This is a genomic window from Pseudoalteromonas sp. SR44-8 (assembly GCF_014163635.1).
Classification (GTDB): domain Bacteria; phylum Pseudomonadota; class Gammaproteobacteria; order Enterobacterales; family Alteromonadaceae; genus Pseudoalteromonas; species Pseudoalteromonas rhizosphaerae.
On sequence record NZ_JACJDS010000025.1, the window covers coordinates 1 to 13,454 of the forward strand.

The 13,454-nt window shown below is 41.0% G+C and carries 9 protein-coding genes; 2 read left to right on the forward strand and 7 right to left on the reverse strand.

Translation table 11 applies throughout. The features are described 5' to 3' along the window. Positions 1 to 403 precede the first annotated feature (403 nt). The 4 genes from H5183_RS13500 to H5183_RS13515 are packed head-to-tail and all read right to left on the reverse strand — an operon-like array spanning position 404 to position 6,894. On the reverse strand, positions 404 to 2,806 hold the full coding sequence (locus tag H5183_RS13500; RefSeq protein WP_182731919.1) for a GNAT family N-acetyltransferase: 2,403 nt from the start codon (positions 2,804 to 2,806) through the stop codon (positions 404 to 406). Beyond that, positions 2,806 to 4,002, reverse strand: a complete 1,197-nt coding sequence (locus tag H5183_RS13505) for an MFS transporter (RefSeq protein WP_182731920.1) — start codon at positions 4,000 to 4,002, stop codon at positions 2,806 to 2,808. The genes H5183_RS13500 and H5183_RS13505 overlap by 1 nt, the downstream gene beginning before the upstream one ends. Continuing rightward, positions 3,999 to 5,315 (reverse strand): lysine N(6)-hydroxylase/L-ornithine N(5)-oxygenase family protein, encoded by a 1,317-nt coding sequence (locus tag H5183_RS13510; RefSeq protein ID WP_182718521.1) that lies wholly within the window; start codon positions 5,313 to 5,315, stop codon positions 3,999 to 4,001. The genes H5183_RS13505 and H5183_RS13510 overlap by 4 nt, the downstream gene beginning before the upstream one ends. Continuing rightward, positions 5,308 to 6,894 carry an aspartate aminotransferase family protein gene (locus H5183_RS13515; RefSeq protein ID WP_259397273.1) on the reverse strand — a complete coding sequence of 529 codons (1,587 nt, stop codon included), beginning with the start codon at positions 6,892 to 6,894 and terminating at the stop codon, positions 5,308 to 5,310. Before H5183_RS13515 ends, H5183_RS13510 begins: the two co-directional genes overlap by 8 nt. 129 nt (positions 6,895 to 7,023) lie before the next feature. Between H5183_RS13515 and H5183_RS13520 the strand changes: the two genes are divergently transcribed. Together H5183_RS13520 and H5183_RS13525 are read left to right on the forward strand one after the other, a co-directional pair. After that, positions 7,024 to 9,111 carry a TonB-dependent siderophore receptor gene (locus H5183_RS13520; RefSeq protein WP_182731939.1) on the forward strand — a complete coding sequence of 696 codons (2,088 nt, stop codon included), beginning with the start codon at positions 7,024 to 7,026 and terminating at the stop codon, positions 9,109 to 9,111. A 15-nt stretch (positions 9,112 to 9,126) separates the two neighbouring features. Continuing rightward, positions 9,127 to 9,870 (forward strand): siderophore ferric iron reductase, encoded by a 744-nt coding sequence (locus H5183_RS13525; protein WP_182731921.1) that lies wholly within the window; start codon positions 9,127 to 9,129, stop codon positions 9,868 to 9,870. Between the two features lie 59 nt (positions 9,871 to 9,929). Here the strand turns inward: H5183_RS13525 and glmU are convergent, their stop codons facing one another. The 3 genes from glmU to atpD form a co-directional block, all read right to left on the reverse strand. Continuing rightward, complete coding sequence (gene glmU, locus H5183_RS13530) at positions 9,930 to 11,288, reverse strand: bifunctional UDP-N-acetylglucosamine diphosphorylase/glucosamine-1-phosphate N-acetyltransferase GlmU (protein WP_182731922.1); 1,359 nt, start codon at positions 11,286 to 11,288, stop codon at positions 9,930 to 9,932. 317 nt (positions 11,289 to 11,605) lie between these two features. After that, the gene (locus tag H5183_RS13535) at positions 11,606 to 12,028 is read right to left on the reverse strand and encodes a F0F1 ATP synthase subunit epsilon (protein WP_145241679.1); all 423 of its coding nucleotides are present in this window, start codon (positions 12,026 to 12,028) and stop codon (positions 11,606 to 11,608) included. Positions 12,029 to 12,041: 13 nt separating this feature from the next. After that, positions 12,042 to 13,427, reverse strand: a complete 1,386-nt coding sequence (gene atpD, locus H5183_RS13540; RefSeq protein WP_145241681.1) for a F0F1 ATP synthase subunit beta — start codon at positions 13,425 to 13,427, stop codon at positions 12,042 to 12,044. Between the last annotated feature and the right edge of the window lie 27 nt (positions 13,428 to 13,454).

A 13,454-nucleotide genomic window follows, 5' to 3' on the forward strand; every position in this document is an offset into this window, starting at 1 on the left:
CTGTACGAGTGCCCACACAGATGATTGCTTTATATTGTTAAAGAACGTTGCGGTTAAAGTTAAACTTTATCTCGCTAGGGCTGCGCATATTACGCTTTCCTATTTTTTTGTCAACACTTAATTTTTAGTTTCTTTTAAAAGATTTCAAAGCTAAGTTTTACTCGACTTACTTACCGTTTGTTCAGCGCTTTTCATTGCTGCCTGCCGGGTCAGTGGATGCGCATTATAGGGATATTCTTGAGGCCGTCAACGCTTTATTTCAGTTTTATTAAATTAATTAACCATTTGCTCAAAAGGCATACAAACAAGGCGTTATAGCGTTATTTTCGCTTAAATTTTCAGCTATGAGAGCAACCAAGCTGCGCATACAGACCTGATCCATCTCATAGCTAAATAGCAATTATTAAACTGTTGCACTGTTATCTTTTTTAATTGGATTAAATGCGGCTATCGGATTGATTAATTTTCCTTCAAATTTAAGATTTTTTGCCGGATCTGCCAAATCTATCATTTGCTGATTATTACTTAACTGTAATCGGTTTAAACACGACAAGGTGAAATCAGCACTAAATAGATCGTACTTGATAAACTTATCTTTTAGTTCTGGGTGTGATTGTTGATAGCTAATTACACACTCTGCAACTTGTTGCCAAAAGTCTCGTCCTGAATAGTCGTTTTGCTGATCAAGGATATCAGCCACGAACCTAAAGAAACAATCAAACACATCTGTAAAAATTGACAGCACTTTTAATTCATCGGGCACATCCACAGTTAAGCGTTGAATATTATCCGCCAGTACTAAATCTTTATTAAGAATAGCTATCTCCTCGGCAATATCTTTCATTATTGCTTTGGCTGGAATGTTGTTCTCAAGTAACAGGATCAAGTTTTCACCATGAGGCATAAATACTAAGTCATGGGAGTAGAAACAATGAAGGAGTGGATCTAAGTATGCTTTTAGATATTTAGCAATCCATATATGAGTAACTATCTTGGCTGATTTTATCAAAGCAGGTAATAACGCTTGTCCTTGATTATCTATATGCAGCAGCGACGCCATGGTCATTAAGCGCTGATTACTCTTTATCTTTGGCATTGGGCTTTCACGCCAAAGTGCAGAAAGCATTTTTCGATATGGGCTGTATTGATCGGTTGCGGCTTCTAGAGCGTGATTATAATAACCAATTGCTGCAACCTCACGCAGAATTGTAAAACCGGATTCAGCTAAGTACGGATCCTGTGATAATACTTGTGCTACCCAATCGTTAATTGCGGGAGTTGCACTCATATAATAAGGCGATAAACCACGCATGAATCCCATATTCAAAATTGACAGTGCGGTCTTTACATAGCGTTTATGCGGATGTGTTTTATTGAAAAAAGTACGAATAGACTGCTGCGGCTGATATTCATCTTCACTGTATCCTAAGCAAACCAAATGCTGATCAGCAATATCGTTAGAGAATAACGACGCGAGTTTATTAAACCACTGCCAAGGATGAACGGGGAAAAAAAAGTAATCGTCACTATTTACTCCACGCGCTAATAGCTTTTGCTTAAATGACTCTATGGTGTGCGTTGATAGCTCTTGCGTTATGAGTGTTTGATAATCTAAATCATCGGTGGTCGAAAACACCACTCTATCTTTATGCGCACCTAGCCAAACCAGCTGTAAGTGCGCGCCAGTCTCTGGTGCGTATTGCCGATAATCATTGGTATCAAACCCTATTCGACCATTGTTTGCTATAAAGCAAGGATGACCTTCCGTCATCGCACTCTCTACCTGTTGAAAATCCGCAGTGGTGAGTTGCTCAGCAGTCAATGCTGGCAGCTGATGCTTATAAGCACTGCCATATAAAGTACTGGCTATCTCTTCTAAATAAGTAGGCAGCATAGCTTGGCTGATACCTAAACTATGTTGTAACTCACAAATAAAGGCGATTGAATCGAGCTCGGCTACTTGGTTATCTATTTGTTTTTCAATTGAGTCTGCTGCTATATGCCAGTGATTCAAATACCCCAGCTTGGCTTTAAAGCGATAAACAATGGTTTCTTTGTCTGTACTGAGCTCAAAATATTGCCAATCTGCATCTTCATTGGTCAATTGCGGTTTTATCAGCCGCTCATGAGCAAACTCACTCAAAGCTTTGCGAACATGTAACCTATTTACATGCCGCCATAGCTGTTGCGTTAAATGACTGACGGCTTGCTCTGGGCTCAGCGGAATGTGCTTCATAGTATTATCCTTATTTAATGCATGATAAAAGTTATCACGCGTGCAAAATGCGAGATGTGCGGTTTTATGAGTTAACCTAACCGCAGATTGATAACGAAAGCCGGCTTTAGTATTCAAACAATGAATTTTGTTATTGCGAATATCGGGTTCAACAATAACGCGCTGATTTTTGTCATTAGCAAAAATGAAATTCATCACCAGTTGAAACACCGACCAAGTAAAGCCATGCACCTTGTTATTGCTTTGGGCAATCAGAATGTGCATGCCAATATCACCTGCTTTGACGGGGTAATGATTACCTATTTCATCTAATAGAGGGTCATATAACTCAACTAAAAAACACGCGCTATTGTTTGCGTAGCCGATATAAATATCACTATGTGCTAACAGGCTTTGATATTCTTGCTGTAACTGCTCAATGGTAAATTCCTGCATGCCCCAAAACTGTGCATGAGGCTGAGTAACCCACTGGTGAATTAACGCGAGATCTTGTGCTAGGCTAAATGGCCTTAAGCTAAGCTCTGCGATATTAGTAAACTGCTGACAAAAAACAGCTGCTGTAATGGACATTATTGAGCCCTCGTGGTCGATGCCAGATTGGCGCAAGGAGTATGGCGTCGACTTTGCTTGCTCAGTAGCCATAAACAACAAGCAGATATAGCGAGCCCACCAGCGGCGACCCAAAAAGGTATTACTAAACCAGAGCTTTTAACCAGCAAACCCGCGCAGTAAGAAGCTAAAAGTACACCTAAGCTTTGGCAAAAACTGACTTTACTAAAATCTTCAGCGTACTTGTCTGGCGTACTCACTTGGTAAAGCAGCAGATCAAGACGCACAATAATAATGAATAGCGATAGACCGAACAGGCAGCGTCCTGCGATCACTACTAAGTAAAGAGGGCTGGCTTGTAATGCAACGCCTGTAATGATCAACATAAAGACAACTAATAAGTTGATGGGGTTGCGATTTGTGTGCTGCCGCCAATGATTAAAGCACAGCGCAAGCAATGCCATAAAAGCAGGGATAGAAAACACAACACTCGCTAGGACGATACTGGAGGTGTCGCTAATACTTTGCCAATATGCCGCAAAAAAAGGCCGGATCAAAAAAGCACTAAAGTAAAAGCACAACATAACAATGCCAAGTTGATATACAGGCCAACGACTTGATGAAGTGATTGATGTTTTTGCTACTGGAGGCGACTGATTTTTACTAGGCGCTAATCTTATGAGATAGGCGCACACAAAAACCTGAGTAAAATCGCTTAGAGCCATTATTAAAAATGCGGCTTTGCCAGGAAGAGCCGATAACACAAAGCCACCAGCAAGTGCGCCAAGTATGGCGCCAAAGTGCACCACAACACTAAGCATTGCAATCGTCGTAACGTGATTTGTTTTCGCTTCCAAGCTCATTAAGTATGGATAAACCAGTAAATAGCTGGCTTTAAAAGCAAACATAGCCATGGAGGAAAACCAAAACCAATTTAAGTCGCTAGCAAAAAAGCTACTGACACTAAATACACCCGCAGCAATTTGGCTATAAACCAATAAAGGTAGCACATTAATGTATTTACTAATGAAGGCCCAAATAGGAAAACATACCATGACAACAAAGCAGCTGGCAGCAATGTAAGTGCCAACATAGGCAGGGTCACTTATATTAAATACCGCACTAAAGAAAGTAGGATAAAACGGCAATAACATTGAATCACTGAGCACTGCAAATACCGTTACCGCGATCAACAAAACTTTAAACTGCTTACTCATGCGCGAAACTGCTCTACTTCGTCGCTTAACTCATAATTGGGCGCAGCAAACTCCTGAAAAGCTATTTTACGTTCTATTGGATAATATTCATGTCCGGTGATCGCACGAATAATACAAGAGTTGCGATAACATGCCATGCCTAAATCAGGAGTCACAAAACCATGGGTGTGTTGCTCTGTATTTTGTACAAAAATACGTTGATGCTGCTTGTCTATTGAGTAATTACGAGCAACTTGATAAAGCCCCGCGTCGTCACTATCAATGCAATGACTGATCCCTGCTAAAAAGCTCGGTTGGTAAGACTGATAACCCGTTGCAAAAATAACGCTTTGGGTGTTTAGTGAATAACCTTGCTGCTGTTCAGTTTGCTCTAAGCTAAGTTCAAAACCCTGCTGGTGGCTCAGGTAGGTCATATCAATCAATGCCGAGTTTGTGTGCAAGCTTACTGGCAATTTAGCTGTTAGCCGTTTGCTATACAGCAAATCAAAAATATTGTTGATCAATTCGCTATTAATACCTTTATAGAGATTATGCTGACGACGATTTAACTGCTGGCGTTTTTGTTCTGGTAATTGATAAAAATAATCAACGTATTCTGGTGAGGTCATTTCTAACGTTAATTTAGTGTATTCGAGCGGGTAAAACCGTGAAGAACGAGTAAGCCAATTTAGTTGATAATTATGCTGATCAATCTCTTGTAATAAATCATAAAAAATCTCAGCGGCACTTTGCCCGCTACCAATAATGCTGATCGACTGCTTTTGCTGTAATTGACTTTTATTGGCTAAGTAGTTGCTAGAATGAATAACCCCCTCTTGCAACTTAAATGCTTGAGCACATTGAGGATGACGTGGCACCGGCCCGGTGCCTAACACTAAATGTTTAGCTAGATACACTTGCTCTGCTGTTTGTACTATATAAATATCTTCGTCTTGGCTGTACTCAACATGCTGAACCTCTGAATTAAAACGTATATTAGGCAGCTGCTTTGTTGCCCACTGGCAATACTGATTATATTCTTGGCGAAGTAAGAAAAAGTTTTCTCTAATATAAAAAGAATACAGTCGACCTTGCTGCTTTATATAGTTTAAAAAGCTATAAGGGCTAGTTGGGTCAGCAAGCGTTACCAAGTCAGACATAAAGGGGGTTTGTAAACTTACCTCAGGAAGCATCATGCCTGGATGCCAATTAAACTCAGCTTTTTTATCTAAAAAGAGGCTGCTGACTCCTTCAAGTGGCGCAGTTAAACATGCCAGACTTAAATTAAATGGCCCTAAACCAATACCAATAACATCATAAATGGACTTATCCATAGCTAACTTCCTCCAGTGCAAGACTTAAAGGAGCATGTTCGTTCGCTAAATCACTTGCTAAGTATTGATAACCATATTGCTTTATAAGCCTTACAACTTGCTGGATATCATTGATAGTGGTGGCACAGTTCAGTAAGGTGAACTTTAAATATTGTTTATCTGCTACCTTAGTTGCCGCGATCAACGCCTCACCTTGGCGAGATAACTGTTTACGAATATATTTATTTACGGCGTCCAATTCACTATCTGTAGCACCGCTATCGCCAACAAAACGAAATACTAGTGTACTTAACTGCGGCTGATGAATAATTTCAATATCTGCTTCAGAGGCTAATAACAAATAACCTTGTCGTGCTAAATGCATCACTTGTTCAAATGCTACACCTAAGTTTTGAGCTCCTACCGTACGCAGTGAAAACCACAACTTTAACGCATCAAAACGTCGTGTGGTTTGAATGCTCTTATTGCATAGATCTGGCGTTCCCGCTTGTTGCTGACTTAATGGGTTTAAATATTCGGCATGATAAGTAACAACTGATAGATGTTGCTTATCTTTTACAAAAAAAGCACTGCAGCTAACAGGCTGAAAAAATGACTTATGGTAATCAATAGTGACCGAATCTGCGCATTCAATACCCGCTAACTTGTGTTTATTATTGGGCGTGATTAATAAGCCCCCGCCATAAGCAGCATCAACATGAAGCCACGCACCACAGCGCTTAGCTATTTCAGCTATCTGCGTTAATGGATCGATACTACCAAAATCAGTTGTTCCAGCTGTTGCAACGATGGCCATAACGATATCGCCTTGTTGCTGACAGTGTTCGATCGCCTGATTTAAAGCGGTCATATCCATTCTAAAATATTCATCACACGGAACGCTTACAACAGCATCGTAACCAAGTCCTAAAATTGCGGCGGCTTTTTGAATACTAAAATGGCTAACTTTTGAGGTGAAAATTTTTAGTCGCCTAAAGTCGTGTGGTAAACCTTGCTGTTTATTAGTATGCCCTGCATATAACTGGCACTGAAAATCACGAGCTAACAACATCGCCATTAAATTAGATTGCGTACCACCACTGCTAAATACGCCATCAGCCTGCTCACCAAGCGCCAGTTTTGAGAGTGTCCAATCTACGATACTTTGTTCAATAAAAGTGGCACCACCACTTTGATCCCAGGTCTCTACAGCAGTATTAATCGAAGTAGCGAGCAATTCAGCAAGGATACTTTGATAAACAATCGGACAATTTAAATGCGCGAGATAGCGTGGATTATTAAAATAAACAGCATCTTTAAGATAAAGCTGAGCAACTTCTTTTAGTGCGTCCGGTATATCAAACAGCGGTTGATTAAGGTCAATACCAATAAATTTTTTAGCTAGCTCCTGCGGTAATATTCCGCTAAATGGTTTTTGTTGTGTTGCGATTGTTTGCTCCAACAATTGCATAACCTGCTCAAGACCTATTTTAAAATTATCTATATTTTTCTTATTAAACATTGAATTAAGCATTGAACTTGCTTCATTAGTTGAAGCTTGCTGCTGTGAATCCGCCAGTAACACATTTAACTGAACCATGAGCACGATCACCTTTAATTGAAAACAATTGATAAATCTAAATGAGAATGTATACTAATCGCGTTTCCAATAAAGTGTCAATGGTTTAATTCTAGTAAAATTTAAGGAGTGATTGTGTTAAAAAAATCAATGTTTGGACTATCTGCAATATCATTATGTTTAATGAGTAACTATGGGTTTGCTGCAGAAAAGCCAGCCGCAGACGACATAGAAAGTATTGAAGTATATGGAAAAAGTTATCGTTCAACAGGGACCAAATCGAGTTTGACGCCGATTGAATCGCCTATGAGTTTTGAGGTTTACGACAATAAATTACTAGAGTTACGCCAAGTAGATACCGTTAATGAAGCATTGCGCTATGTTTCTGGGATCACACCTGAAAATCGCAGTACAGTAACAATTTTTGACCAATATACGATTCGTGGTTTTGAAAGTTACCGTAATTTTTACGATGGTTTACCGCTGCAATACAACCTAGCTTATAACTTAGCTCCACAAGTAGATGCGTATGCAACACAAAGTGTCGAAATTTTAAAAGGCCCAGCATCGGTTTTATACGGAGCGGCACCTCCAGGTGGCATGGTTAACCAAACAGCAAAAACGCCTCAAGCATCCTCTGAGCATAATATTAGAGCCCGAATTGGTAGCAATAGCTTGGCTGAATTAGCTTTAGATAGCACAGGCGCTATTACCGACGGCGTTAATTATCGCTTTATTGCACTTGCCCGTAGCCGCGACGGCCAACAGCAAACAACCGAAGAAGAAAGAGTCACCATTGCGCCCTCAGTAACTTTTGAGATAAGTGAGCAAACAAGCTTAAACCTTAACTTATATTATCAAGACGATCCTAAAATGGTGCCATCAACGCCATTACCCGCGAAAGGCACACTTTACGAAGCCAGTTACGGTAAGTTAGATGCTGATGCGTATGCTGGCGATGAAAACTGGGCTGAGTTTGCTCGTGAAGTCACTATGATCGGGTATAAATTAAATCATGAATTTTCAGATTCAATTTCGTTTTTACAAAACTTTCGTTATACCAATGCCGATGCCACGCAACAAAATAGCTATGACTTCGGCTTAGCTGATGCAGATAAAATTTTAACTCGTACTGCCTATAAAACCATTGAAGACGCGGAAGGCTTCGTGGTTGATAACCAACTCGCTGTGCAATTTGGTTTAGCGAAGACTAATCATCAGCTATTATTTGGCTTTGAATATCAAACCCTTGATTCTACATTTGACTATGCCGATACTTTTGGTGCAAATACGCCAACACTTGATTTATCAAATCCAGATCACAGCCAGTTTAATGCAGCTACTACAGCCGCTTTAGATAGCTATCGTCAATTTAGCCGTTTAGAGCAATCTCAACGCGGTTTTTATCTTCAAGATGAGATAAAGCTCGATGCGCTGACAGTGATTGCTGGCCTTCGTTATGATAATTACTACAGTGTTACAGATGATACGAAAAGCGGTATATCTAGTAGTCAAGAAATCGATCAAAGCGATACCACTTTTCGTATGGCAGCAATTTATACCTTTGATAATAACATTGCTCCTTATGCCAGTTACTCAGAATCATTCGAGCCCACTTCGGGGGTAGATACCTTAACTGGCAAAGCATTTAAACCAACGACCGCAGAGCAAATTGAAGTCGGAATGAAATATCACAACAATGATGCAACAACTAAAGTAACCGCGGCCTTTTTTGATTTGCGCAAACAAGATGTGGTGGTTAACACTCCAGACTTTATGAAATACACACAAAATGGTGAAGTACAATCGAAGGGTTTTGAGATCAGTGTTTATCAGCAACTCACTGACACTCTTGATGTTACTGTAAATCTAACAGATATGGATGTTGAGGTAATAGATAATCCACAAAACCCGGCATTGGAAGGTAAAACACCTATTTGGGTAGCAGAGCAACAAGCCTCAATGTGGTTAAATTACTTCTTTAACGATGCACTGGAATTTAATGGCGGTGTACGTTATGTCGGTGAAAGTCAGTTAGATGCCTTAAATTCCGATACAGTACCGGGTTATACCTTGTTTGATGCTGCCGCTAGCTATCGTTTTAACGACAGCTATAAAATCGGTTTAGCCGTGAGTAACTTAACAGACAAACGTTATGTGGGTGCTTGTTTTGATATAAATGGCTGTTGGATGGGCGCTGAGCGCAGTGTTGAGCTTAGTTTAAACGCCTCATTTTAAGTATTTAAACTCGTTATGAACGCTGAACAACTCGCCCTTAGTAAGCTGTTAAATCTTGCTAAGGGCTACCACAGTGCTTTAAAAGTACCAGAACAATCAACAGATTGGCTCGATATACAATCGAGTTCATTGCTGGTTGCAAGGTTACACCAGTATTGGCAGCAGCAAAACCCCGCTGCTGGGCGCAGTTATTGGGCAATCAAAAGCTGGGGCATGCTGTATTGGCAACCTGTCTATTTAGCGCTTATCAGCGTTCATGAACTTAATATGAGTTTTTCTTTGCAAAACTTTAAGCAACACTATCAGCAAGGTGTTATTGCAGGGCTGCAACTATCCACTATAAAAGCGCAGTACCATCAAAACCAGCAACAGGCAGTAACGGATATGGCTGCCCATTTGAAACGCTATGTTGTTAAGTTACTCACAGATTTAAACCTCGTTGCAAGGCTTAATGAGCGTTTGGCGATGTCCTTATTAGCTGACACGCTATTAGCAATACTACTACTTCATGCAAAGCGAAAGCCGCAGTTTAATATTCATGTAATGGCAGCGCACTGGTTGCATGCTCTCGATATCTCAGAGGCGGGGGAGTTTATTATGCTTACAGCTTGCTCAGACTCATTAGCATTAACGCGAAAAACATGTTGTTTGCATTACCAAATAGGTAATGTTGCAAAGTGCGCTAATTGCCCAAAACAACCTCAGCAAATTAAAGTTCAACGGATGCAACAGGAGTTAATAGCAGTATGTTACAGCTAAATAAAAAGCAAAAAGCGAGTATAAACTCGCTTTTCTAGCTAAGGTAAACACTACTGCACTTACTTTTTAACTGGGCGTTTCCAACCGGTTAAGTTGCGCTGTTTTGAACGCGCGATTGCTAGCTGTTCATTTTCAACTGTGCTGGTGATCACAGAACCTGCACCAACAGTTGCTGTTGCGCCAATGTTTACCGGTGCAACAAGCGATGAGTTAGAGCCAATAAAGGCATTATCACCAATAATGGTTTTGGCTTTATTTACGCCATCGTAGTTACAAGTAATAGTACCGGCACCAATATTTACTTTTTCGCCAATTTCAGCATCGCCTAAGTAAGAAAGATGATTTGCTTTAGAGCCTTTGCCTAAACGGGTTTTTTTCATCTCAACAAAGTTACCAATATGCGAGTCTTCTTCCATAATCGCACCTGGGCGCAGACGTGCATAAGGCCCCAAAGTACACTTGTCGGCTACGCTTGCATCATCAATTAAGGTATTAGCTTTAATAATTACGTTATCGCCAATCGTACAATTTTTAAGTACGCAGTTAGGGCCAATTTCAACGTTATTACCAAGAGTAACTTTACCTTCAAAAATAACGTTTACGTCAATTAATACATCTTCACCAGTTGTCACTTCGCCGCGTACATCAATGCGAGCAGGGTCGGCAAGCGTTGCACCATTAAGCATTAACTGTTCGGCTTGCCACGACTGATATGCGCGTTCAAGGCCTGCAAGTTGTACGCGGTTATTTGCACCTTCAACTTCCATTGGATGATCTGGTTGTGCTGAGCTTATCTCTACACCTTCACTGTGCGCCATTGCGACTATATCTGTGAGGTAGTATTCACCTTGCGCGTTTTCGTTAGATAAGTTGCCTAACCAGCTTTTCAGCAGTTTACCGTTTACAGCCATGATGCCAGTGTTTACTTCGTTAATAAGTAATTGCTCTGCGCTTGCATCTTTTTGTTCAACAATCCCAACTAGCTTGCCATCAACACGTAACATACGGCCATAACCATTAGGGTTAGCTAAATTTACAGTAAGCACGGCTAAGCCGTTTTCAGGTGTAGCAGCCAATAAACGCTCAAGGGTTGATTGCTTTGTCAGTGGTACGTCACCGTATAAAACCAATACAGTGTCTTCATCATTAATATGTGGGTTTGCTTGTGCCACTGCATGGCCAGTACCAAGCTGCTCAGCTTGAAGTACCCAGTTTACATCGTTGTCAGCAAGTTGTTGTTGTAATAATTCGCCGCCATGACCAAAAACTAAGTTAGTAGATGTCGCACCGAGTGCTTTAGCATTATCGATAACGTGTTGCACCATAGGTTTACCGGCAACTTTGTGCAGCACCTTAGGTAGAGCAGAACGCATACGAGTACCTTTACCCGCAGCAAGAATTACAGTAGTAAGTGACATTAAAACAATTTCCTTCTTTCTTTGTTTTATTGAAATGAATAAGCGCGTGTAAATTCAAAAAGATTACGTAAGTCACATCATGTGCACTTACTCAATGGCAATCTAGCAGTAGCCACTGAATCTAAGCTGAAATCACAACTTGCTTTGTATTAGTTATATTGTAACGGGGATCGATGAAGGATATAAGTAAAAATAATGATAAAGAGCTGTAAAAGTAGAGTTTAGAAAAATGATAGCGTTCTAATAAGATAACAATGCAGTATATTTCAAGCACAAAAAAGCCCACATAAAGTGGGCTTTTTGAAAACCAGATAGGCTTACTTTTTACGTAATTGCTGAATAACGCGTAGCTGTGCAATTGCTTCTGCAAGTTGTACTGCTGCTTGTTGATAATCTAATTCAGCGGCTGAAGAATTCGCCATTTGCGCTTCAGCTTCACGTTTAGCTGCTTCTGTTGCTTGTTCGTCAAGGTCTTCACCACGAACCGCCACATCAGCCAAAATAGTCACTATGTTCGGTTGCACTTCTAGAGTACCACCAGCAACATACATTACTTCTTCGTGACCAAATTGCTTTACTAAACGTACCATACCAGGTTTAAGGGCAGTCAATAGTGGCGCATGTCCTGGGTTTACACCTAGTTCACCTTCACTACCGCTTACTTGAATCGATTCAACCAGACCAGAGAATAACTTCCGCTCTGCGCTTACTACGTCAAGATGTACAGTCATAGCTGCCATACTACCCTCCTAATTACATGTTTTTGGCTTTTTCTTGAGCTTCTTCGATAGAGCCAACCATGTAGAACGCTTGCTCTGGCATATCATCAAATTCACCGTTTAAGATGCCTTTGAAGCCAGCAATTGTGTCTTTAAGTGACACGTATTTACCCGGTGATCCTGTGAAAACCTCTGCCACGAAGAATGGCTGAGATAGGAAACGTTGGATTTTACGTGCACGAGATACAAGTTGCTTATCTTCGTCAGAAAGCTCGTCCATACCTAGGATTGCAATGATGTCTTTAAGTTCTTTGTAACGCTGAAGAACTGTCTGAACGCCACGTGCTGTATCGTAGTGCTCTTGACCAATTACTAATGGATCAAGTTGACGTGAAGATGAATCAAGTGGGTCTACCGCTGGGTAGATACCAAGTGACGCGATATCACGCGAAAGTACTACTGTTGCATCTAAGTGAGCAAACGTTGTTGCTGGAGATGGATCCGTTAAATCATCCGCAGGTACGTATACCGCTTGGATTGAAGTGATTGAACCCGTCTTAGTAGATGCGATACGCTCTTGCAGTACACCCATTTCTTCAGCAAGTGTAGGCTGGTAACCTACCGCTGATGGCATACGACCAAGAAGTGCAGATACTTCAGTACCAGCAAGTGTGTAACGGTAGATGTTATCTACGAAGAAAAGTACGTCGCGACCTTCGTCACGGAACTTTTCAGCCATAGTAAGACCTGTTAACGCTACGCGTAAACGGTTACCTGGAGGCTCATTCATCTGACCGTATACAAGCGATACTTTATCAAGTACGTTTGAATCGTTCATTTCATGGTAGAAATCGTTACCCTCACGAGTACGCTCACCAACACCTGCGAATACTGAGTAGCCGCTGTGCTCGATTGCGATGTTACGAATAAGTTCCATCATGTTTACGGTTTTACCAACACCGGCACCACCGAATAAACCAACTTTACCACCTTTAGCGAACGGACATACAAGGTCGATTACCTTGATACCAGTTTCTAAAAGTTCTACTGAACTTGATTGCTCTTCGTATGAAGGCGCTGCACGGTGAATAGACATACGGTCTTCTTCGCCGATTGGACCAGCTTCATCGATTGGCTCACCAAGTACGTTCATGATACGACCAAGCGTTGCTTTACCAACTGGAACTTGAATCGCTTCACCTGTGTTTGATACTAATGCACCACGGCGTAAACCGTCAGTAGTACCTAGTGCGATAGTACGTACCACACCGCCACCTAGCTGTTGTTGAACTTCTAGAGTCAAACCAGCTAAATCGCCATCTGTTATTTTTAACGCGTCATATACGGCTGGCACGCTGTCTTGTGAAAATTCAATATCCACAACGGCGCCGATAATTTGGACGACCTTACCTAAACTCATGTCTATTCCTCTCGTTAATCTTTGCCC

What these genes read in the sequence shown, in the direction of transcription:
- H5183_RS13500 (WP_182731919.1), bottom strand. Translation starts at nt 2,806, where the DNA reads ATGTCCATTACAGCAGCTGTTTTTTGTCAGCAGTTTACTAATATCGCA.
- H5183_RS13505 (WP_182731920.1), bottom strand. Translation starts at nt 4,002, where the DNA reads ATGAGTAAGCAGTTTAAAGTTTTGTTGATCGCGGTAACGGTATTTGCA.
- H5183_RS13510 (WP_182718521.1), bottom strand. Translation starts at nt 5,315, where the DNA reads ATGGATAAGTCCATTTATGATGTTATTGGTATTGGTTTAGGGCCATTT.
- H5183_RS13515 (WP_259397273.1), bottom strand. Translation starts at nt 6,894, where the DNA reads ATGGTTCAGTTAAATGTGTTACTGGCGGATTCACAGCAGCAAGCTTCA.
- H5183_RS13520 (WP_182731939.1), top strand. Translation starts at nt 7,024, where the DNA reads ATGTTTGGACTATCTGCAATATCATTATGTTTAATGAGTAACTATGGG.
- H5183_RS13525 (WP_182731921.1), top strand. Translation starts at nt 9,127, where the DNA reads ATGAACGCTGAACAACTCGCCCTTAGTAAGCTGTTAAATCTTGCTAAG.
- glmU (WP_182731922.1), bottom strand. Translation starts at nt 11,288, where the DNA reads ATGTCACTTACTACTGTAATTCTTGCTGCGGGTAAAGGTACTCGTATG.
- H5183_RS13535 (WP_145241679.1), bottom strand. Translation starts at nt 12,028, where the DNA reads ATGGCAGCTATGACTGTACATCTTGACGTAGTAAGCGCAGAGCGGAAG.
- atpD (WP_145241681.1), bottom strand. Translation starts at nt 13,427, where the DNA reads ATGAGTTTAGGTAAGGTCGTCCAAATTATCGGCGCCGTTGTGGATATT.